Raw genomic sequence first — 23,060 nt, forward strand, 5'->3', positions numbered from 1 at the left:
CAAAAGTCAGGACCGGACTTTGTCAACTAGAGATTTTGGCGACGTGGGGGCATTTTACATTGCTGAAACGCGTTCCAGAAGGCACGGGGCTAACGTGTAACGGACTCTGGCCAAAAAGTCAGGACCGGACTTTTGGCCAGAGTCCGTTACACACCGCCCCTAACCCGCCTTCTTCCACGCTCTGCTCCACGAAAAAAAGCCAAGCCCCCATATAGACTTAGCTTAATTCCGGTATAGTTTAGCGTTTCAATGAGACAGTTGTTTACTTGTTGATTGCCGTAACTTCTTCGATGAACCACTTGTTAAATGCGGCGGCATCGATATCGACACAGACAGATGCGTTGGTCTTGCCATCGTGGTAAGCGCCGCGGATATCGCCCACAGTTTCGCCCATTGCTGGGCCTTCCGTTTGGATGTCGACCCACATGTCCTCAGTCGTGATGGCTTCTGGGTGCAACAGATAGAAGATCGTGTTCACATCGTGCATCGCAATGCCGGCGTCTGAATTGTCGCCGTCGTGGATGATGATGTCATGCAGCATTTTCCCGGTTTCGTTCAACGTTGGCAGCTTTTCGATACTTTCGTGCGTCAACAAGGCCTTCATGGTGATGTCCAGACCCACCATGACGATCGGCACACCTGCGTTGTAAACAATGCGAGCAGCGTGAGGATCCGTAAAGACGTTAAATTCTGCGGCAGAGGTCATGTTCCCCTTGCCTAATGAACCGCCCATGGCGATAATTTTCTCGATATTATCCTTTACTTCTGGATATTCAGAGAACAGCAGCGCGATGTTCGTGTACGAGCCAGTTGGCACGAGAATAACCTTCTCATCACTGCCTAAAATGGCATCGCGTAACGCTTCAACAGCGCTCTTGTCGATTGGCTTTGGCAGGTCAGCTGGGAAATCGTAACCAGGCATGCCTGATTCACCGTGAATCCGAGCAGCGTCTTCAAACGGCTTGATCAGCGGTTGCTTAGCACCAGCTGCGACTGGAACATCAACGTTGAAGAACCGAACAAGCTTTAACGCATTAATCGTGGTCTTGTCCACCGTGACGTTCCCGGCAACCGTGGTGATCAGCTGCAGGTCGATCTGCGGGTCGTTGACCGCCATGGTGATGGCAGCAGCGTCGTCGATACCTGGGTCAGTGTCCATGATAATTTTGTATGTCATTGAAAATACCTCCAGTTTAGTTAAATCACTTTTGGATACTTGATTAAAGATTGATTGCATTTTACCCAATGCTACAAGATGGCTGTCAGCACAAGGTCAATTAAGAACAGCGCGCCTAACAGGTACATCGGCCCACGCACGCTGCGGCCGTCACCGGACACAACGCGCAGAATTGGGTAGAACACGAAACCGAATGCCAGACCAGTTGAAATACTGTTGGTCATTGGAATCAGCACCACGATCAGAAAGGCTGGGAACCAGGCGGCAAAATCGCTCATGTCGATGTTGCCGATGCTCTCCATCATGATGGCGCCGGTAATGATAATAACGGGCGCGATGGCCGCTTGCGGCACGTAGCTCAGCAGCGGCGTGAAGAACAGGGAAATGGCAAACAATATCCCGGCCGTGATCGACATGATGCCCGTCCGACCGCCAGATTCAATACCCGACGCACTTTCAGCCGCAGCAACAGTGGGACTTGTCCCCAGCATGCCGGAAAGAAAGGCCGTGACCGAGCTTGCCTGGAACGACTTCTTGAACTTGCGCTTGTCTGGCAACACCCCTTGCAGCAGCCCCATGGACTCAAACACGAGGATCATGGTCATGGAGAACGCCGCCAGAATGAACGGAATCGACAACGCGTGACTAAAGTCGCCCTTCAACACAATGTTGTGGTACTGGCTAAGTTCGGATAGTTTGACTGAAATACTGTCACTATCGCGGATGCCAAACAGGATCCCGATAATCGTCGTCACAACGATTCCAATCAGAAAACCGCCAGTCACGTTCCGTTGGTAAAGAATCACGCTCAGCAACAGGCCGAACAGCGCCAATAAACAAGCCGGTGAGGTCAGGTTGCCCAGTTCGATCAAGGATGATTTTCCCCGAACGATCAGGCCCGCTTTTTCTAGGCCAATTTCAACCAGAAACAGCCCAATACCAGCAGTGATCCCACTCTTTAGCGAACCAGGGATAGCTTCCGCGAGCACGTCCGCCAGTTTCGTGAACGCCACAATCATGTAGACCACACTGGCAACCATAGAGATCGCAACGGCAACCTGCCAGGACATGCCCATCGTGACAACGATGGTGTAGGTAAAGAACGCGTTGACCCCCATCCCCGGTGTGAGGATGATCGGCGAATTGGCGAAAAACCCCATGATGAGGCACCCAACCACCGAACTGATAATGGTGGCAAACACACTGAGATCAGTGGGAATACCCGCGTCCTTTAGAATCACTGGGTTAACGATAATAATGTAGGAAATGGCGAAGAACCCAGTGAGGCCCGCAATAATTTCCTGTTTGAGCAGATCTTTTTGCGACCAAACCTGCCGTAACGATAATTGATTCTTAGCATTAACTTGTTGCGAAAATTTCATAAAAACTCCCTATCCTTTATTGTCGCGAAGACAGATAATGATTGGGCATTGCAACTCTGCGGAGCTCTTGGGATTGGGTTGAGCTGGCTTCGTAGATGAAGTTAAGGTCAAGGTCAAAAGCAAGAGTTGGCAGGGCTGGGTTTCAGCAGCAGAGTGCGGAGGGAGGCGTTCAGGGGGCGGAGCATAAGGTATTGTGTTCTCAAAAGGCCGGGCCTGCCTTTTGGGAACGCAATGCCTTATGCAGTAGCCCCCTGCCTCCCGGAGCACGTTTCGGCACGGTGGCCAAGAAAGCGCTAACGGGAAATAAATTAATAAACCCCGTTTCCGCAACGACTTCTCCACTGTTTCGGCACCCGATATCACATTAATGAGACCCCGATGATCAAGAACCCTCACTAACGATAATAGCCCAGTTCGATAGATGATTCCACCGAGCTGGGCTATTCGCGGTTTTAAATGTTCATTTACTTTTTGGTTCGAGGCTTTTGTTTTTTTGGTTCTTGGTTTGTGGGTTTTACCTGTAAAGATGTTTTGGCGACGTGGGTTGACCCCTATATAGCCGAAACGTGTTCCAGCAGGCAGAGGCTCCTGCATAAGCCAACTCTGACAAAAATGCCAAGTTCAGGCATTTCTGCCAGAGTTAGCTTATGCTCCGCCCTCTAACCGTCTGCTTCCACACTCTACCAAATAAACAACCCAACAATCCCAGCCGACAGCAGCGATACCAAAATCCCTGACAACAGCATGTAACCAACATTCCGGCCGATCAAATCGTTTGATTCCTTATCTGCCAAGCCCTTGAAGGCACCGATGATCATCCTGTCGTACTGAAGTTGGCGAAGGATGTCAAGAAGACCGTCAATTGTGCTTGGTAATGGGCACCGTACAGGTGTACGTTGTGAATTGTTGGAGCAATCTTACCCATAACAACGAATTCGTTGGTGACCAGCTTTGTCCCCATGTATTGGGCAAATTGGAAGGCGTCGTGGACGTCCAGACCCATTAACCATGCGAATGGGAACATAACGATCCCGAGAATGTGTTCCAGTGACAGCCATGGGTTGATCAAACCGAGCAACTTATCGATCAACGCTGCCAAGGCAACGAAGGCGATAACGTTTGCGGCGATGATCAAGATCAATTGGCCGGCACTCAAGATTGAATCACCCAAGAATGAGAAGAATGGTTCCTTCTTGCCGTCTTCCATTTCCTCTTCTTCAGCAGCTGATGAGCCACCGATCTTCGAAATGGTATCTTCCTCAGGTGAAACCTTAACGGGGTTCAAGATGTTCGTCACAATGATGGCGTTTAAAATGTTCAACGGGATGGCCGTCAAAACATAGTTACCAGGCACCATTTGTGTATATGCACCGACAATCGAGGCGGTGATACATGACATGGACATCATGGCCAAAGTCACGTTACGTTCTGCACGCATCGTCTTGATTTGAAGACGAGATACGGCTAACGCTTCAGTGTTCCCCAAGAACATCATTTCAACGGAGAAGAATGATTCGAACTTTGGTTGACCAGTGATCTTTGACAACCCGCGACCGATCCATTTGATGACCCATGGCAAGAAGCCAATGTAGGTCAAAATATCAAACATTGGAACGATCAGCAAGATTGGCAAGAGTGAGCTGGTAACGAAGTTCATGCTCTTAGCAGTCCCACCGTATTGGGTAGTCACCCAGTTAGGCAAGGCGAAGTTGATCCCAGTGTAAGCCACTTGAACCAACCAGTTGAACCCGTCAGCGGCACCCTTAACGATGTCACGACCCCATGAGAAGCTTGTTAAGATCCAAGCAATCACAAGGTTAAGCACGAGCACAATACTTGTAGACTTCCAGTTAATTTCTTTCTTCTTCTTTGAGAAGAGGAATGCGATTCCAAGGTAAACCAGCACCCCAATTATGTTGACGATCAAGTACATCGACAATATACCCTCTTTCTGATTTTTGCGGTTACCGTCTTAACGCGACGTTAGTTCCACTAAAAACGAATGTCCCTTGGAAGCGACCTGTCGATGGAAATTCATTTCAACCGTTGCGGATACGTCGGCCAGCGTACGCCGAATACCAAGTGCTCTGCCGGTGTTTTGATCATTAATAAAACAGAATAATGGCACATACTCACGTGTCAAACGACCAAATGAAGGATCAATTGCCTGCGTTGACGTTACAATCAATAACGTGTCGGACAGTAATTGGTGACTGAGCTGAAAAAGCTTAGTATCAATGTCTTGCAGCCACTGACGATACTCGGTCACACGCGAATGAAGCGCGTGCTGGGTACCCTCATTGAGCAAAACGTACGTGATGCCTTGACTTGCTTGTTGTCCAGACGATACAGCTGTCGTCCGTGCAAGTGCAACGTCAAGTGCGGCCTGGTCATTTGAGGCGTTAATGACCGGATGCGCAAACTGGTGGATCGAATTGGTACAGATGACCTGAACGGCCAGACCAGAAGAAGTCTGCTGCTTAAACCACGCATCGGCGCTCCCCTGAAAGAGTTCGTCAATACCCGTTTGGGCGGTCCAGTCGGGCACAGCAACGTGCACCCGGCCAAAGTACCCAGCAGGCTTGTCAGCGGCAGCAATGTCGGCAACCGGGTTCACATCCCGTAAATTGCCAAGCCCCCACTGTTCAAACGTGGTGAGTGACAGCAGTTCCTGGTCAGTCGCGAGATGACCAAGCGTGTCGGCGCCAACCGCGTCATAGCGGTTAGCTTCCGGTGCTTCGCCAATTCCAAGCGACGCCAGATCGACAATCACAACCTGTTGAAATGGTGTTTCCATACGATTCAATCACTCCCACTCATTCATTTTCGGGACGCGAATTAAAGCGTTAACCTACTAAATAGTACAGTTTTTTCCAAAAGCCCACAATAACTTTCAGAAAATAAGTCAGTTAACCGATTTAATATGAACATAACTGACATTATGTTCATAAATCGACACTCGAAAGCCTATGATAACCGTGTTTATAATAAGGAAAAAGGATCTACTAGTTGACAAATGCAACCAGTAAATCCTTTTACAAACAAGAAAAATGCCCAAATCTTTCTTGTCGCCCCTGCCAAGGACCTTCATTATAGCGCGCTGACATCTGGTTGACGAGTATTAAACTGAGTTTTGGCGAAAAAATAAGACTCAAGATGAGGTATGATGACTTTCACCATGAGCCTATGAAGCTTTGGAAGAGACTTGGTTAAACCAGAAGACCCGTTTCGTAAACATTAAATTAATGGTCTATCGCCTCAAATACTTTAATTTCCAACGGCTGACGCGATCTTCTATCAAAATTTTGATCATCGTTTTAAATCACCGTTCGTTGGATGGCAAATCTAACATCTTTAAATCCCATGCACTCGACTCAATACGCTCTAAAGGTCTTACTTGGGACCATCGCGTAAACTCAGCCTACAACACATTCGAATCCTTTGTAACCCCTAAGCTGATATCACTAAATCTAAGATATTCGCACGTTTTAGCAGAAACGCTAAGCTAATACAGATATTCAATTAGGGTGTTGCTTTAAAGACTTAGGTGGCTAGCATTCGTTAGGAATTCACGATTTAAACTTGGTGAACATTTAAAACCTTGAAAAACACTATTGGGTTCAAACTCGGAACTAATTTCTATCGTTTGTACCAATCATTCACTCGACTTACAAAACGGATCAATCAACTTCATAATCGGTGTTACTGAATGGAAACGTTCTGGTTTGTATCCCTTATCTCTTCCACAGTTATATACTACCATGTTTTGTAATCGGTTACAACCACTTTGAACCAACTTTCAGCGCCGTCATACCGGCCTTGTTCATTAAAGAGCAATTCACGAATAATGAGGCTGAACTTAATTTCGAATATGCCAGAACAAACGTAAATTCGTGAAATACGATTGGCTTTCGTGCGGAATACGGCTAAAATTTTTTTGCAAACTTTCGCGATACCAAACGCTTTGTCATAAAATGACTTGCCCATTAGTAGGAACTAGCCTATGATTGGCAAAAAAGATGGAAGACAGGCATAGAAAATGACTGCTAAACAGGAACAAAAATCTGCGCTCGTTGTTTTAGACTTAGTCACACTGGCACAATTTTTAGGCAAACGCGTTTTTCGAACCGTTGACGACGCAACCTTTGACGCTGTTGTGTCGCGTAATGATTTATTGATCTCAGCCTTTGCAGTAAAAGAGCTGCCAGCCTTTATCGTGAACTTGGAACTCACTGGGTTGTTGCGGGGGCTGAATCCCCGGCTGTCGCGGCCGTTACTTTCCGATGAAGCTTTGGCTGCGGGTACGATGATTGCTAAGCATGGGCCTAGTGGGTTTGAGAAATCTGATCTGCAGGCGCGCTTGCAGGCACGCGGGGTTGAGAAGCTCTATGTGACTGGGTTTAGTACCGATAACGCTGTTAAGAAGACGATTGCTGACGCGGAAGCTTTGGGGTATCAGGCTATTGCCGTTTCGGATGCTGCTTTGGCGCGGAATTCGGCTACTCAGGAGAGGCAGATTCGAGAATTTCATGAGGTTATTTCGGCTAAAGGGTTGTTGCGGGCTTTGGAATAGGAGTTTGGGAGAGCGGGCTTTGGGTGTGCTTTTTTTGATTGGAATGTTTTTTTGGGCACTGCTTCGTTTCGAGCTTTGGAAACCCAAAACTATTATGTAAGGCAATCTGCTTACCTATGATTAATACTGATACTTTGCGTTGGTCTTTCTCGCAGCCACGCCGTAACGAGTTTCGGAAAACAGAAAGCTGCATGTAAGCCAACTCTGGCAAAAATGCCAGGTTCAGGCATTTCTGCCAGAGTTGGCTTACACTCCGCTTTCTACCGTTTTCCTTCACTCTCATCTCTATGAACACTCAAAACACTCTTAATTGTGTTTTCTCGGCAACCACGCCGTAACGAGTTCCAGAAAGCAGAAGGTTGCACACAAGGGGACTCTGAAATAAATACCAAAACCAGGCATTTCTGTCAGAGTCCCCTTGTGCTCCACCTTCTAAACGCTTTCTTCCACTCTCAAAAAAATACACCCCATCGGAAACTTCTGGGGTGCATCTTGCGGGCACTTTAGTAGGTCCGCTTGCGGCTTGGTGTGTGAGCGTGATTGCAATTAGGTTGTCTGTTTGGAGGAAGGCCTCATTGCAAAAAAGGCGTTTCTATTTATTTTGTTGTAGAACGTGATTCACACCGCCTATGTTGTAACACATTTCTTATGGGATGACCAAGAATTTCGTTCGATTTATTTTTAAACGGTGACTCACACCTACTGAAATGACTATAAAGTTAATTGATACAGCCTTGAATTGCGATCTGGGTAAACGTAATCCGCGGCCAATTGATCTTTGGTGATCTGGACAAAACCCTGTTTTTCATAGAAGTAGTGCGATCGTGTCTCGCCTTCTGGGGTGTCCAGAACGATGCGCTCATAATCGTGCTGTTTTGCAAACGTGATGAATGTCTCGTAAAGTTGGCCGCCTAGATGAACTGGTTGTCCGCGGTACTTTGGGTAGGTAAAGAACTTTTTGAGCACCGCCGTTTGTGCGTCGATTGGCAGCAACGCAATGGTGCCCACAACATCGTTGTTGTCGAGCGCTATCCAAAAGTTGCCACCCTTATCTTGATAATATGCTTTGATTTGAAACAGGTCGTCCTGTTCAGCCATTTTGATTTCGAGATGGGCTTCTTTGTTTTGGCAGAAATCGATGAGGCCCACGATTTGTGCGAGGTAATGCGGATTTTCTTCAAAGGATATGATTTTCATAATTGGCCTCCCCCTCTTTTCTTTAGTGTACAAGATTTATGAGTGAATGCCTAACTGAATTTTACGTTATCAGTTGATAAATAATAGTCAAAAAACAAACCGCATGAACACTGCTATCTCATGTTCACGCGGTTTTGGGTTTCGTTTATTTAGTAAGAACCTTTGCGCCGTCTTGCGTCCCAACCACAACGGTCTGGGTCATGTGCAGGAACAAGCCGTGCTCCACAACGCCCGTCATGTTGCTTAAGGCATCCGCCAAGGCGTCAGGATCATTGATGTGATCCATGTGTAAGTCGATGATAATGTTCCCCTCATCGGTGTGGAAGGTTTCGCCATTCTTCACCCGAACGACTGGGTTGTAGCCCAAGGCGTCCAAGCGTTCAACCAACTGATGATGCCCATATGCCAGAACTTCGACGGGTAGTGGGAACTTCCCGAGCTGGTCAACCATCTTAGATTCATCAACGATCCAGGCAACCTGTTTGGAGTTCACAGCAACCAATTTTTCCCAGGTTTGAGCGCCACCGCCACCTTTAATCCCGTTCATTTCTGGATCAATTTCATCGGCGCCATCAATGGTGATGTCCATTTGGTCAACTTCATCTAAGGACTTGATCTGCATGCCCAAGTTCGCACCATAATCCGCTGTCCGCTTGGATGTTGGCACACCAGTAAAGTGCATCCCGTCATTTTTAATCCGTTCGCCAAGCGCATCCAGCAGGTAGCGCACAGTTGAGCCGGTGCCTAAGCCGACGATCATGCCGTCTTCAACGAGTTCATCGGCCTTGTAACCAGCGATTTTCTTGAGTTCATCTTGCGTCTTCATGAAGTCCTCCTAATTAGGTAAAACGTTTTTAGTGTTGTTACCATTTCCTGTTTTATAGTATCGATTTATGTGAGCTTGGTCAAGTTGTAAGCGCAACCAATTTTGTTAATGATTTAGGTAAACGTGTTTACTAGTGTTTCAATGATTATTTTGGGGTAGAGAAAATAAAAAGCCACCCCTCACGCTTTGACCGGCCTGGGATGACTTAGTTGTCTTGTTGCTGTCGCCGCTCTTAAAGCGGTTTGTTGGCGCACAACTGGAATATAGGTCACCTAGTAGCACCTTTTTCAGTCTATCATGGTAGCACTGCATTTATCGAACAAAACGACTCCCAAAAAATCATGCGTTTACGTCTAAAGCTGGATTTTACGCAATTGTGTTAGCTTGATTACATCAAGTATAATAATACCTGCAAGAAGTTTTAAGGGTGGTGGCTGTTTTTCTCAAAAGGGGTGACGTCCATGGAGAATATGGAAAGAATCTTTCGAAAGGAATTATTGCCAGTTGCCTACTTTTCAAGTGTCTTCGCTACTGATTGCCTTTGGCATGCTAGTAGCGGTGTTGTCGAAACACGACGACAAATGAAAAGCCACCCCGCATGCTTTGACCGGCACGGGATGACTTAGTTGTCTTGTTGCTGTCGCCGCTCTTAAAGCGGTTTGCAGGAGTTGCCCCTTGCGAGTATGCTCTGGGTAACTCCTTTTTACGTTGTTATTGTACCATGGGTGATATTCGTTTGACCACTGATTTGATATTTTGGATGCCTACATAATTTACATTTATCCTCTCCTTTAAAAGCTACACGAAAAACAGGCGTGATCACGCACGCCTGTTTTCCGTTTATCCTACCTGCCGCTCACAGTTTTGGATAATCAATCCTGTTTCCGGGTCTTTTTGATGGCCGCTGCTGCAAGCAGTGCCCCAAGGAGCAGACCCAGCATGGTTGCCCAGTTATTAGCGATGAACTCACCAGTCTTCGGTAAGACGCCGCTAGTGCCTGAACCGCCACTCGTTCCTGAACCACTTGACATGGCTGGGTAACTGCCACCCGAAGTGCCACCAGTTGTGGTTGGATTCGTTGTGCCACTGGAAGTACCGTCGCTGTCATCCGTCGGTGCGGCTGGTAAAGCCGGAATTTCCTCGTCGTCAGACATACTTGGGTAATCTTCCTCGTCAGTCACGGTGTCTAAGCGGTTGTAATACATCACCACGGCTGCGTTTGGCTGATCTGTTTGCGCGATACCAACGGCATCCGGTCCATCCGTTTCTGCAGCACCGCCGATAGTCGTGGTCGTCACGTAGCCATCAGCGCTGTAATCTGCTTCAGAAATTTGGTAGTGGGTGCCATTTGGTACGTTCAAGTTGATCGTTTGTCCGTGTGACAAGCTGACTGTTGCCATCCCAGAGCTATCAAAGTTAAGCGTGTCCACAGGGTGTGCACCCCAGGCATCTTTCTTGAAGTAGCTCAAAGGGCCGGTTACAGGCAAGCCCGTTGCGTTGTCGGTCAACTGAATCGTGAAGTCAAAGGCCATTTCAGTGTCGGCGCCTTCGCCCAGCACGTTCTTGGTCAGTGACAGCGATGCCGTTTCCGGTTCCGCGGCCCGGTCATTGGTGAACAGCACGTGACGCGTGGTGTTGTTTTCAATGTCGATCATGCCGGTGTCAGTTCCAGCTGTGATTTCGCCTGTATCCACCTTGTTGGTCGTGGTGAAGTCAGCAATCGGCGTTTCGGAAACCGTCATCTGAGTGCCAGTAGGAATGTTGTTAATGGTTAAACGCTGTCCAGCATGGAGTTTAACGGTAGCGACACCGTTATTGAACTCTACTGACATCGTACTGGTTTTGCCATCAACTTCTAGAGTTGCGTCCCACTTGCCGTTGATTGAAGTGTCGACTTCAGTCGTGGCACGGCCGGCAGCTCCGGTCTCTGATTCGGTTTCAGTATTGGTTTCAGAATCCGCGTCCCCATCACCGTTATCGCCAGTTTCCGGTTTGTTTGTTTCGCTTTCTGTTTCATTGCCATCTGTGTCAGTGGTGTTGTCTGGATCAGTTGATGTGTCGCCCGTAGCTTCCTTATACGCAGTGATCGTGAATTCGTAGTCACGGTTTTGGTCAGCTTCGGTGTAGGCGCCGGAGAGTTTCTTTTCTACGGAAATTTGTCCGGTTTCAGGTGCTGGCATTGTGTTGATGAATTTAACGGATTGTAAGTCACCGTTGTCTTCAATCTTACCAGTATCAACAGTCATGCTATCCTGAGAATTGCCACCATTCAACTGTACTGTAGTTGTCATCCCTTCCTCCTTTGGATCTAATTCAGTTACGTTATAGGTACCAACTGGTAACCCAGAAATAGTGACGTATTGATTGTCCTTAAGTGAAATTGGCGCTACCCAATCACCATTTTCATTTTCTTCAAAGCTGATTTTCTTTGAACCGCCTTGCTGTACATCATTCTCGTACTTTTGAACGGTATAAACGCCATCTAACTTAAGTCCATCAATCCCTTTTACCTCAAAGTCAAAGCTTTCAGTTGTCATATCACCTGAAACTTGCTTTTCAACTTTTAAGTTACCAACTGGATTCTTTGAGTTAATAAACGTTACAGTGATTTGATGTTTATCCTTTGGTATCTTCACTGATCGTTTATTACCATCTTGGCCATCTTTACCATTAACTAAACTGCTAGTCGTAAAGTTATCGTATTCGGCTTCTAACACTGTAATCCGTGTTCCAACAGGTAACCCAACGATTGTCAGTTGTTCACCAGCCTTAACAGTCACTTTCGCACGACCGCCCCGACTAAAGTTAATTTCTTCGCCATCGGCGCCCATAACAGTTTTACCGGCAAGACTACGGCTTTCAAGTATAAAATCAAACGGTTCTTTATTATCTGGATCATCAGCAACTATTTTACCTAAAGTGAATTCTGTTTGGTTATTGGTAAATGTTGTTTTGGTTGTCCGATTATTTTTTACACTTTCAGTCGTTGTGTTGCCAATAGCAATGCCACTATTGGTACTATAACTCGTCACGATACCTTCTTCGTCTTCTTCTGTGATTTCATAATCACCAATTGGCAATCCATTGATTTTAAGCGTTTGTCCCGGTTTCAGATCTTCGGTCATAGCGCCGTCTACAAATTCAACTTCATGTTGTTCACCATTTAGCGTTGAGTCTTTATATTTACCAGTCAATTCAGCGTTATCACCAAGCGCCTTAACCGTAAATTTAAAGCTACGATCGTTAATTTGCTTAGTATCTGTGGCCTTTGTAATTTCAAGACTGCCAGATTCATTTCGCTTATTTTGGTATTCAACAAGTTGTTGTTTAGCATCTTTTATCACAACATTTGGTCCTTCAGCATCTTGATCACTGTAATCACCTGAACCACCTGTCCGATAAAGAGCCCGGAAATCATCTTGCTTGGTTTCAGTTACGTTAATTTTAACGCCATCTGGGAGACCCTTAAACCATGCAATGTCTCCATGAGACAGTTCGAAATTGTATTCATAACTGTCACCATTTTTTTCGAAACTAAATTCTGTATTCTTCAGGCCCTCAACATTGAAAGTTTTCCCTTCAATTAAATTAGAGCCTTCAACAACTGTTAGCTTAAATTTAAATGATATATTAGCATCGCCATCCTTCATATTCAGAACTTCTTTGCTAACGATGAGATCATTCTCAAGTGGTCTGTTTGTGAACTCAACAGAAGATAATTTATTTTTAGCAACTTCCACAGGATTTGCATCAGTTGAAACTCCGCTGTCGGCTGTCCCACCGGCAGAAACTGAATTCCAATTGGTCGTAATACCATCTTCAGCTTGTTCACTCACCTGATACTCGCCCAGCGGCAATCCTTCGATAGTCATTGTCTGACCTGGTTTAAGATCAAATTCAGCTATTCCGCTACCATTAAACGAGACTTCCTTTTCGTGAGTGTTTGTCCCATCAGAAAGGATTGCGTCTCTACTCTCATTCTTAATTGCACCATCGGAGTCAATGAAGAATTTAAAGGTGCTGTCTGTGTCAAGGTTACCGGCTGCCTTCTTAGCAACAGAGAGTTTTCCGTAGTCATCACGTTCATTATTCGCAAGAACGTGAATGGTCTCATTCCGACCAATTGTCGCTGTGGCCGGATTACCTGCATTCTTTCCGTCTACAGTGTAAGATGTTGAGAATTTATCCTCAGATTCTTCTTCCACGGTTACAGCAGTATCTTTTGGTAAACCTTGAATTTCAATGTTTTCATTGTGAGCTAAACTGAACTTGTATTCGTAGTTTCCAGTCACATTATTCAAATCAAACTGCATCATCTTTGACTTGCCATCAGCACCAATCATGTCAAAATTACGATCCTTAATCAATTCTTCGTTGATATCACTTAACGTCATCGTAAAGTTAAATTTCTTGTCTGCTTCAGGTTCATACATATTTGTGACTTTCTTACCAACATTGATATTACCGATGTCTGTTTCATTAAGATAATCGGCTATCTTTTGGTCACCGTTATTTTTAAGTTCTACAACCGCAGAATTAGTTGGTTGGCGACCTTTATTATTAACCTCAACAGATGTTTCCATACCAGGTTCTGTTGTCGTTTCAGTAACCTTATACTCACCAATCGGTAACCCGATAATCGATACCGATTCGTTATCCTTCAAGGTCACATTGTCCAGTCGCCAAGTACCATCAGTATCTTGGGCGAATTTCACAGTTTCTGAGTGGATCAAACCATTCTCTTTTTTAATTGACATCGAATATTCGCCATCTGGTCGAACGTCATTAGAAGCAGTAATTTCAAAGTTAAAGTTTTCAGAATTAACCGGTCCATTAACTTCCTTCATAATGAGTAAGTTACCTGCTGGTCATCGAGAATTAACAAAGACAACGTTCTGATTTTCGTCATCTTTAATTTCGACCTCAGTTTCGGTATCACCTTCACTATCGCTGTCGTCCGGGTCACCAACAGTGACTGTGGTTTCAAAGTTGCCATTATCACTAGTTTTACGACTTTGTTCAATGATTTTAACCTTTGCACGATCTGGCAAATCAGTAATGTGTGCAGTTTGCCCATGCTTTAAATTCAGAGATGCTTTACCATTCTTATCGAATTTAAGCTCATGGCTGCCATTACTGCCAGAAATGGTGTAATTTGCGGTAACGTTCTTTAAGTCTTCACTTTCAAGATTAAACTCAAAAGTTAGGTCCTTGTCATCTGCGTTATCGCTTTGAACACTCTTAGAGAGGTCAATACCACCAGTCGTAGGTTGATTAGTAAACATTACTGTTGATGTTGTGTCTTCATCTACATCAAAGTCGCCGGTTGTGATATCCGCATTAGTAATCCCATGAGATTCACCAACGGTTTTGTCACCAACCTGAACTGTCCAACCAGTCTTAATATCATCAACACTCTTTTCAGTAACACGATAGTTCCCCAGCGGTAAGTCTTTGATGAGAATGGATTCACCAGCCTTGAGGTCAATCGAGTATTTCCCATCATCGAATGATACTGTTGTTTTAGAAGTATCTGATGAATTTCCGGTTACCCTAGTCACATCTGCGTTGTATTGGCCTTTAACTTTGGCATCTGTCTCGATGGTGAAATTAAAGTCTTGGGTTGTTGATAGATTCTTCTTACCAACCTTCTTCACTAATAATTCACCGGTTGGTGCACCAATGTTTTTGAAGAATACTGTTATCTGAGGGGTTGACTCTTCAGCGTCATCCTCATCTGGGTCAAACAAGGTGATCATCGATGTTTCTTTGCCATTGGTGTAATCCTGAACTTCATTACTTACCTTGTATTGAGTTGAATAGTCTTCTGACTCGGATTTCTCCCTAACAACGTAGTGCCACTTAGTTTTTTGTGTATCCTTACTTGGTACGTAGATTGGAAGATCCTTAATTGTCAAATCTTTATCTCCAGCAAGACTGAAAGTACCAACACCGTTCTTAAAGACAACTTTTTGGCTACTGCTGCCACTACCTTCAGTTTCAAATGTGCCAGTAAAATTAGTATCAACACTATCAGCATCCGAACTGTTATAAGCCCGAATTTCAAATTCAAACTGATTGTCCTTGCCTAGATTCTCAACTTCCTTTTGAATCGTTAAATTGGCAGTAGGGCCAATCTTCAGATTTTCAACGTTTTGGGTTTTCTTATTCCAATTATCAGCATCATTATATTCAAGAATAATTGGTTCCATAGCACTTGAGTACTCTTCTGCCGCCTTTGTTTCAACCACTCTGTAAGTGGTGCTAGTGTTTAGATACAGGAATTCAAAATACCCACTGGCATCTGATGTCACTTCTTCGATTTCGGCGCCAAAAATATTTTTGGCAGCTTGCCAGTTGTTTGGATTATTCTTATCAAGATTAACTTCCTTAAGTTCTTCTAGTTTAAATGTTGCTCCAGCAATAATCTTTTTATTGATCCCATCAACTTTTCTAAAGATAGCTGATCTGGCCTGTCGACGTCCACCAGCAGAAACGCCAACTTCGTGCGAAGACTCAACATCGTAATCACTTGAAGAAACACTAATTTTGTTACTATACGTGCTCGAATTTCCAGTTATAGTTGTCTCGTACTCAAGGTAAAGCGGTGTCTCCACCTTTCCGTGAATTGTGATGACAAACCCATTTTGCGTTTTACCAGAGCTATCCAGTTCTTCAATTGGAGAAATATCATAATCTTCCCCACGGACAAGCTCACCATCAAGATAGTTTTTATTGACGGTCGGAATCAATTTTCCATCTTTTTCACTATATGAAATACCCGCCTTGTCAACCTTATATAGTTTAAAGCTATCTGTATCAGTAATAATCGAATGTTCACCAGTTAGCACATCCGTAATGGTCATATTCCTCAGTGTTTTCGCATCTGGATTAATGACTGCATTCCAGCCAATCTTATACCCTTGTGGATTGTCCAATGCTGATTCTTTATTCAGGTATATACCATCACTAGTCTGATCTAACTTGGCTTCAACTTCTAAATCCTTCACATTACCGTAGTTAATGGTTGCTTTATTGTTGAAATCAAATTTACCTGGAACTGACTTAACCTCTGAATCACTCATCCATTTAGCAAAATTAATTGGTGTTTCAAATTCCACCATAAACGCGTTGATTTCGTCATTATCATTAAGGAAATTAATAGTGATTTGTCCGTTACCATCAAGGACAATTTCGTAATTGGCTTGGGCAATTTTCTCCCCCTTTGTCACACTATTATTCTTTTTATCGATATGATATAACGTATAGTCATCCTTGTTAGTTGGAAGCGATAGATAGTCGTGTTCCGCACCACTGTTTAATACTTCATCGATAGTAACTGTCGGAATTCGATTCTTTGATTCTTCATCAGTTGAATCGACTTTTCCAATACCAAAATAGTTATCTAAATGGGTACCAATGCCAATCTGCCAGAGCACGGTACTGTTTTCCTTGTCTTCTAACTGCTTAGTCCCTTGCTTAAAAGCATTTTTACGAATATTCTCCTCAACAGTGACCTTTCCAGATGTATCTTCATAAAGTCCAGAACCTGTAAAGGCACTGGCATAATTCATAAAGCTATCACCTTCCAAGGCACTCCAACTATTCCTAGTCGTGAACTTAACCGTGATGGTCTTGCCAGAATAGCTGGAATCAAAGTCTAGTTTTAAAGCATTTTTATTGTATTTTTCTGATGAAATGCCGAAATTATATTGATGATTATCACCGATTACACCGTCTGAGTATCCCAATGTTTTTCCAACATCAGAGTCAGTTTGGGGTGTAATAGTAATTCCGTCAACTCCACCAACTATTTCACCAGGTAATACATCAATAATTGTTAACCCTGAAAATTCATATTGTGCTTTATTCAGAGTTAACGTCCATTCAGTATCAACCTGGCTTCCAGGTTGATACTCACCGTATTTAAGCTCCCCAGTCTTCTCAACTAAACCCTTTTTCTTGAGAAGTACCGGAACCATTATTGATAATTTGACCATTTAAGGAAACTTCTACCTTGTTGGAAACTGATGAAATAGCGCCGCCATCTCCATTGTCCTTTGTACTATAGGTAATGGTTAACTTCCCAGTTTGCAGAGCTGTTATTAATTCGCTGTAATCCTCTACGTCTTTGATTTCATCAATTGGCTTCACGGTAATTACAACACCATCTCCATTTGAACTAACTATTGGAGAAAAGTATTCCGAATAATCATCATCGCCTACCGTAAATCTAAATTCAGTTTTTTGTTCAAACTTATGAGGACCTTTAAGCGTATCATTGATAACCAATTTTTGAATGGAGCCTTCATCAATTTTAAATTTCTGTAAATCAATATCAACAGTCCAAGGGTAGGTACCGTTCACAGCAGCTCCTGATTTCTTACTAACAACATCTGTGGATACATCAGCTTTTACTTCTTCCAGATCTAATTGGCCAACAGTTGCTTTTATTTTATTTGTGAACACTGCTTTTTCAGATTCGAAATTGCCTTCATTATCTTTAGCAACCTCATACTCAGTTAAAAATGTAAATACAATTGTTGAATTATCTTTAACTGCAGCATGATCTTCAGTATTTTTACCAACAATAGTCATTTGACCGTTCTTAGCATCAACTTCAAAATTGTCCGTCAAATCTGTATCATCATCTTTATACTTTGCCGAAAAATTAATTTTATCTTCATCAAATTTATGTGTGCCACCATCTACGCTTAAAGCATCGGCTAGCTCAATGTCACCAAACTTCATGCCGCCATCTACTAGACTTCCAAATGAACTTGTATTCATTTCAACAGTCCATTGAATTTGACTATCGCTAATAAATTGCCCTTCTTTATCCAAGCATCAGTGATATGGCTAGGCAGCATTGAAACAACTGCACCATCATTCCATTCAAAATAAATGGGTTCCCCAGGATTATATTTTTGATCAACACTTAGCCAAAATTCAGAGGTTTCATCTATACCAGTCTCAGTAAAAGAAATCGTAACACGTTGCACGTTATCTGAGACTTTCTCAATAGAGAAGAAACCAATAGTAACTTCACCATCATGCCCATCAATGGTTCCTTGAATGGGCTGTGAAACAATATCTTGAGATAAAGCATTTAGACCTCTAATTTCAAAACTATAGGTGTCATCTTTATTAACAGGCCCATCGTCACCCAACTTTTGATTAAGATCAGCAATTGTCCATCCGTAATTCAACGTAAAATTCTTGCCTTCCAGAATTGCTGGATCAAAAGTTGATTCATGTGTCACGGGATATTCTGTATCGCCGACTTTGTAGTTAATATCCTGAAAGAAACTTGTCAAATCGCCATTATCATTCAACAATGACTCTAACTGACGACCTTCAGCACGAGTAGATGCTCGACTACTCTTGGCAGCCGGCTTATCAGCATTGTTCTCAATAGTTTCTTTAGCTTCTTCCTCGGCCTTTTCTAAGTCAGAAGCTTGCTGTTCCTTTTCTTTCTTAGCATCAGCCTTTTCCTTTGCTTCCTGTGCAGCTTCAAGCTTCTTACTTTCAGCTAATTTAGCAGCGGCCTTCTTAGCTTCAGCAGCTTTCTTCTCAGCATCCGCCTTCTTCTGCGCCGCCTTCTCTTCTTCCTCAGCCTTCTGAGCTTCCGCCTCAGTATCCGCTTCATCCTGCGCCTTTTGCGCCTGATCATCAGCTTCCTGCTGCGCTTGCTGTGCCTTCTGAGCTTCAACCTGCTTCAAATAGTTATCCAATTGCTGCGTCAAATCAGTCGGCAGCTCATTTTCAGTAATGGCTTCCGAAACGGCATCATCCTTTGCGTCCTCCGCCAGCACGATCATCTGCTGGGTGTAGGACGTCGCATCATCCACGGCAACTGGGAGGTCGGTCAGCGTCATCGGGTTGCCGATTTCGACTGGGACTTCCAGCGTGAATCTTGCAGTGTGTTCGACACCACTCCATTTCAGCCGTAGTTTGCGATTCTTTTCCATATAAAGACTTGCCTTGGCATCCGGGATGCTGGAAGTCGCGTTAACTTTGGCCTTCATGACCTTCAGTTGCGTCTCCGGAATGAACACATCCGTTGTGCCGCTCGCCTTGTCGCCGTCCTTGTTATTGATGGTCATATCAAAAACGAGTTTCTGGGTTGAGCCGGCCTTCACCCGCTCAACCGCCCTCCCGTCTTTGTCCATCACTTTGGACGAGTGGATCTCGAATTGCCCGACGTTGTCCGCCAGGGCGAGGACGCTTTGGTAACACGTGCCAAAAACCAACGTGAACACCGAAACGACCTGAATCAGTACCTTTTTCACCATCGCAAATTTCCCCTTTTTCGGTTGTCGACGACGGTGATTAGTGGTGCTCTATGACTAAAAAATCACCGTCGTGGTGGCATTGGGTTAGTCGCAGTTGACCCAAACAACTGCGGTTAACGAACACGAATACAATTGATCTGCGCCGCGCATCTTCCTTTCTGTGAATGAATAAGGTATTGCCTATGTCTTACATTCACAATAACAAATAGTTGCGACGAAATTGTAACCAAAATTTGTCCTTTTTGTGAACACGGTTTCATGGATTTGTTGGTTTAATGAAGGGAAACGATATGGTGGGAGTGATGATATTTGGAAATTTCCAATGGAGATGGTGTTTTTCCGGGATTTTGTGGGTTGCTTGCTTGGCTGCTGCACTTTTACGCTTTAAAGTTGAACTTCTCTCATACCATCGCGCCGTCTTTCTCTCTTACATAGCCTAAACGTGCTCCGGAAAGCAGAAAGCTGCATGTAAGCCGACTCTGGCCTAAATGCCAGGTTCGGGCATTTAGGCCAGAGTCGGCTTACACTCCGCTTCCTACCCGCTTTCCTCCGCACTCTCTGAAACTTCACACTTTCTTCAAGCTTTACACAAACTATGGCTACATTTAAATGCGATACTAACAATACGAACAATTGCGACAGTGCAGAAGGAGGTGGGCGATTGATTTCAGCTCGGAGGTTAAGCAAGCGGCGGATTCTTGGCACCGCACTGATTGGTGTGATGACCATTGTGTTTGGCGCTTCGCTGTTAACTCGCGAAGCAACCCTGCAGTCACCACAAGTATTACCACGGGGAAGGGCACTCATGGCCAACCACGTCCGCGTCCGGTTTGTCACCGGCACCGGCCACCTCGTCAGTACCTACTACTGGTCGACAGCCCACGCTGACGGCAAAGGGACCGACGTAACCGACATTTTCAACAGCGATATTATCGAAGCCGACAGCGGGATGAACACCCACATCCCTAAAAATTATAGTTTTGATCAGACCAACGTGAAAAACATCACGGCGCTCCGTAACGTTAAGTTAGGCAACACGGTTAATCTCGTGGTCATTAAAAACACCACTGGCGCGTCACAATCGCTGTGGCAAAGGATCACTAATTGGTTTAACTAAAAAGGCCCCGCAATGTCATTTTGCGAGACCTTTTTTGTCGCTAATTATTCAAACATCATGCTTTAAATCTTCGTTTCAACCAGGCGCCGACACCCGTCAATAAACTCAGCATCAAAATCCCCAATGTCACGAAGATATTAGACTGGCTATCACTGGTTTGCGGTAACTGCGCCTGGTTTAACTTGGCAGCGGGCGGTGTTACAGCAGTCGGCGTACGCTTAGGCGTCGTGGTGGCGGGTTGTGCCCTAACTGGTTCACCACCCGTCCCTTGCCCAGTCGAGACCGTAAACCCAGTATCATCAGGCGGTACCGGAACTTCCGGTTGTGGGGCTGGATTGATCGGCCCATCCGTTGTTGGCGGCACCGGTACTAACGGCTCAGCGGGATTCTCTGGCTCCGCTGGTGTCGTGGGCTCATTGGGCGTTACAGGTGCAACGGGAACATCTGGTGTACCTGGATTTTCAGGTGCTGTTGGGTTTTCCGGAGTGTCTGGGTCAACCGGACCAATCGGGTTCTCCGGCCCACCTGGTTCTACTGGACCACCCGGGTTCTCCGGCCCACCTGGTTCTACTGGACCGCCCGGGTTCTCTGGCCCACCTGGATCTACTGGACCACCCGGGTTCTCCGGCCCACCTGGTTCTACTGGACCACCCGGGTTCTCCGGCCCGCCTGGATCTACAGGCACCCCCGGCTCTTCAGGAATCGCCGGCGTCTGCAGATCCCACCGATGCGTTTGCGCGCCGATAACGACCCGCTCGGCAACCAAGTTCCCCTCAACCGTGCCCCGCGGATTCAGTACCACGGCCTCATCCACGGCCAACAAACTGCCGTAAAGTTTCCCCGAGGTTGTAATCGTGTAGTCGATGGCGCTGTCATTGTCGCCAGTGTGCCGGAAATTCCACAACAGATGATTGTCCGTAAAGTCTGGACTATACTGGAAATCCAGCTGTGTGCTGCTGGTGTCGCCGCGCCACAAAAAGACTTGGGTGTTCAAACTATAGGTCGTTTGTGAGCCCGTATCCACATTGAACACGATCGTCACATCAGCAAGATCCGGGTCAGTCTGGAAATAGTCGTAGTTCTTCAAAATTAATTGAGTAGGCTGCGTCAACACATCGGGACCCAGATTCAAAACAAGCTCGTGGTTGGCATTCACTTGATTGGCGTACGCCTTCAAATCGATGACCCGCTGATTATTGTCTGAAAAACTACGGTTAAAAAAGGTCGCGACGCCCAACTGTGCGAGTTGCGCCGAAGTCGTCCGGAGTTGATCGAACGCCGCATCCATATCGATATACAGCTGGCCGTCAGTATCCTGAGCAATGTCAGCCGTTTTCAAGTGGTCAACAGTCACGCTGCTGCCCGTACTATTTGTCAATCTAACTTGATTCCCCGGCGTCACCGTAATGCCCTGGCCAAGAACCAACTTATTGGTACGCCCCGCAACCGTTGAAAACGCACTCGTCAACGCGGTTGTGTTGGGCAGGAAGTCCTGAATATAACTGTAGTCGTAGCTGATTTTTGCGTCCGGCACCGTTGTAAAATCACTGGACCCACCCAATTGTTTCGTCGCGACGTTCCCACCCGTATGCGTATTCAGCGTCGCTTGTAAACTAAACACGTGGAACAGCGACGCAACACCAAGCGGGTTCGCCTGAATATAATCAGCCACCGACCCGGTCCAACCGTAGTATTGTTGCAGCCAGGCCAGCAGTTCAGGATCAGTTTCGATTTGGCCAATGATTTGGATAGTTGCGGGTTCCGCTGGCTGATTAGTCGCGGTTTGGTCAGCAGTTGAAGGTACTAGCGTTTGGTTGTCACTTGTGTTGGCCGTTGTTAAATCAGCGTTCGTCTGTTGACTGTCAGTTACCGGACTTTGCGTCATAGTGGGTGTGACTGTCGTCTGGTCAGCAGTAACAGTCGGGGCTGGGACTACAGTCTTATCACTCGAAGGGGCTGCTTGATTATCCCCATCACTGTTGCCAATCAAAGCTGCTGAATTCACATCAGCACCCACACTTGACTCGTCCAAACTTGCCTGTCCCGACTGCGACGCAACTGTTTGGGAAGTTGCCTGATCACTAGCCGATGCTGTCCCATCATCCGCATGAGCAAGACTCGTTTGCAATAGCAATACCGTTGACGTCAACCCAACAATAACCCAAATTTTACCTGGTTTGTACATTTTATAGTGACGCTTCTCAATGGTTGGTAATACAGATCTTGTCATCTGTAGTCCCCCTTCTCATCTAATCCGAGTGACACTGTCAAACAATGAGGGAGTGACTGATAGAAATACTGTCCGAAGCAGTAAGATTTCACAAATGTTATACATATGCTTACTAACTATTACCATAAGATATAAATGATATTCATTTACGAGGTTATTAAACTGCGAACTCAGAATAATTACCAGCAATACGACTTGGTTTTGTTTGAAATCTATGTAAATGCTGATTTAACAGTGATTAGTAGCTAGTCTAATTTCAAACC

12 protein-coding genes and 1 pseudogene are annotated in these 23,060 nt (G+C 45.2%); 2 read left to right on the forward strand and 11 right to left on the reverse strand.

Annotated elements, in window-relative coordinates:
- Nucleotides 1-262: 262 nt before the first annotated feature.
- The 4 genes and pseudogenes from rihC to JCM11969_RS12495 all read right to left on the reverse strand — a co-directional run bounded on the left by rihC (nucleotide 263) and on the right by JCM11969_RS12495 (nucleotide 5,356).
- Nucleotides 263-1,177 carry a ribonucleoside hydrolase RihC gene (gene rihC, locus JCM11969_RS12480; protein WP_054711669.1) on the reverse strand — a complete coding sequence of 305 codons (915 nt, stop codon included), beginning with the start codon at nucleotides 1,175-1,177 and terminating at the stop codon, nucleotides 263-265.
- Nucleotides 1,178-1,248: 71 nt separating this feature from the next.
- Nucleotides 1,249-2,559 (reverse strand): NCS2 family permease, encoded by a 1,311-nt coding sequence (locus tag JCM11969_RS12485; protein ID WP_054711670.1) that lies wholly within the window; start codon nucleotides 2,557-2,559, stop codon nucleotides 1,249-1,251.
- 680 nt (nucleotides 2,560-3,239) lie between these two features.
- A pseudogene (locus JCM11969_RS12490) lies at nucleotides 3,240-4,492 on the reverse strand (NupC/NupG family nucleoside CNT transporter).
- Between the two features lie 39 nt (nucleotides 4,493-4,531).
- Nucleotides 4,532-5,356, reverse strand: a complete 825-nt coding sequence (locus JCM11969_RS12495) for an alkaline phosphatase family protein (protein ID WP_054711672.1) — start codon at nucleotides 5,354-5,356, stop codon at nucleotides 4,532-4,534.
- 1,242 nt (nucleotides 5,357-6,598) lie between these two features.
- Between JCM11969_RS12495 and JCM11969_RS12505 the strand changes: the two genes are divergently transcribed.
- A complete protein-coding gene (locus JCM11969_RS12505; RefSeq protein ID WP_054711675.1) occupies nucleotides 6,599-7,132 on the forward strand; it encodes an isochorismatase family protein in 534 nt (177 codons plus the stop codon).
- 711 nt (nucleotides 7,133-7,843) lie between these two features.
- Here JCM11969_RS12505 and JCM11969_RS12510 read toward each other — a convergent pair.
- The 6 genes from JCM11969_RS12510 to JCM11969_RS12535 form a co-directional block, all read right to left on the reverse strand.
- Nucleotides 7,844-8,329 carry a GNAT family N-acetyltransferase gene (locus tag JCM11969_RS12510; RefSeq protein ID WP_054711678.1) on the reverse strand — a complete coding sequence of 162 codons (486 nt, stop codon included), beginning with the start codon at nucleotides 8,327-8,329 and terminating at the stop codon, nucleotides 7,844-7,846.
- A gap of 145 nt (nucleotides 8,330-8,474) precedes the next feature.
- A complete protein-coding gene (gene rpiA, locus JCM11969_RS12515; protein WP_054711679.1) occupies nucleotides 8,475-9,155 on the reverse strand; it encodes a ribose-5-phosphate isomerase RpiA in 681 nt (226 codons plus the stop codon).
- A gap of 872 nt (nucleotides 9,156-10,027) precedes the next feature.
- A complete protein-coding gene (locus JCM11969_RS12520) occupies nucleotides 10,028-14,005 on the reverse strand; it encodes a DUF7601 domain-containing protein (RefSeq protein ID WP_420864757.1) in 3,978 nt (1,325 codons plus the stop codon).
- Between the two features lie 18 nt (nucleotides 14,006-14,023).
- Complete coding sequence (locus JCM11969_RS12525) at nucleotides 14,024-17,155, reverse strand: DUF7601 domain-containing protein (RefSeq protein WP_056987395.1); 3,132 nt, start codon at nucleotides 17,153-17,155, stop codon at nucleotides 14,024-14,026.
- Nucleotides 17,100-17,999 (reverse strand): hypothetical protein, encoded by a 900-nt coding sequence (locus JCM11969_RS12530; protein ID WP_156319357.1) that lies wholly within the window; start codon nucleotides 17,997-17,999, stop codon nucleotides 17,100-17,102. Before JCM11969_RS12530 ends, JCM11969_RS12525 begins: the two co-directional genes overlap by 56 nt.
- The gene (locus JCM11969_RS12535; RefSeq protein WP_054711688.1) at nucleotides 17,942-19,450 is read right to left on the reverse strand and encodes an adhesive domain-containing protein; all 1,509 of its coding nucleotides are present in this window, start codon (nucleotides 19,448-19,450) and stop codon (nucleotides 17,942-17,944) included. Before JCM11969_RS12535 ends, JCM11969_RS12530 begins: the two co-directional genes overlap by 58 nt.
- A gap of 661 nt (nucleotides 19,451-20,111) precedes the next feature.
- Between JCM11969_RS12535 and JCM11969_RS12540 the strand changes: the two genes are divergently transcribed.
- Nucleotides 20,112-20,567: a hypothetical protein gene (locus JCM11969_RS12540; RefSeq protein ID WP_054711690.1), complete on the forward strand. Its 456-nt coding sequence runs from the start codon at nucleotides 20,112-20,114 to the stop codon at nucleotides 20,565-20,567.
- Between the two features lie 55 nt (nucleotides 20,568-20,622).
- Here JCM11969_RS12540 and JCM11969_RS12545 read toward each other — a convergent pair whose 3' ends face one another.
- Nucleotides 20,623-22,797, reverse strand: a complete 2,175-nt coding sequence (locus JCM11969_RS12545; protein WP_054711692.1) for a KxYKxGKxW signal peptide domain-containing protein — start codon at nucleotides 22,795-22,797, stop codon at nucleotides 20,623-20,625.
- Nucleotides 22,798-23,060: the final 263 nt, after the last annotated feature.

It is taken from the genome of Secundilactobacillus paracollinoides DSM 15502 = JCM 11969, from assembly GCF_001311135.1.
In the GTDB taxonomy this organism is placed as follows: Bacteria; Bacillota; Bacilli; order Lactobacillales; family Lactobacillaceae; genus Secundilactobacillus; species Secundilactobacillus paracollinoides.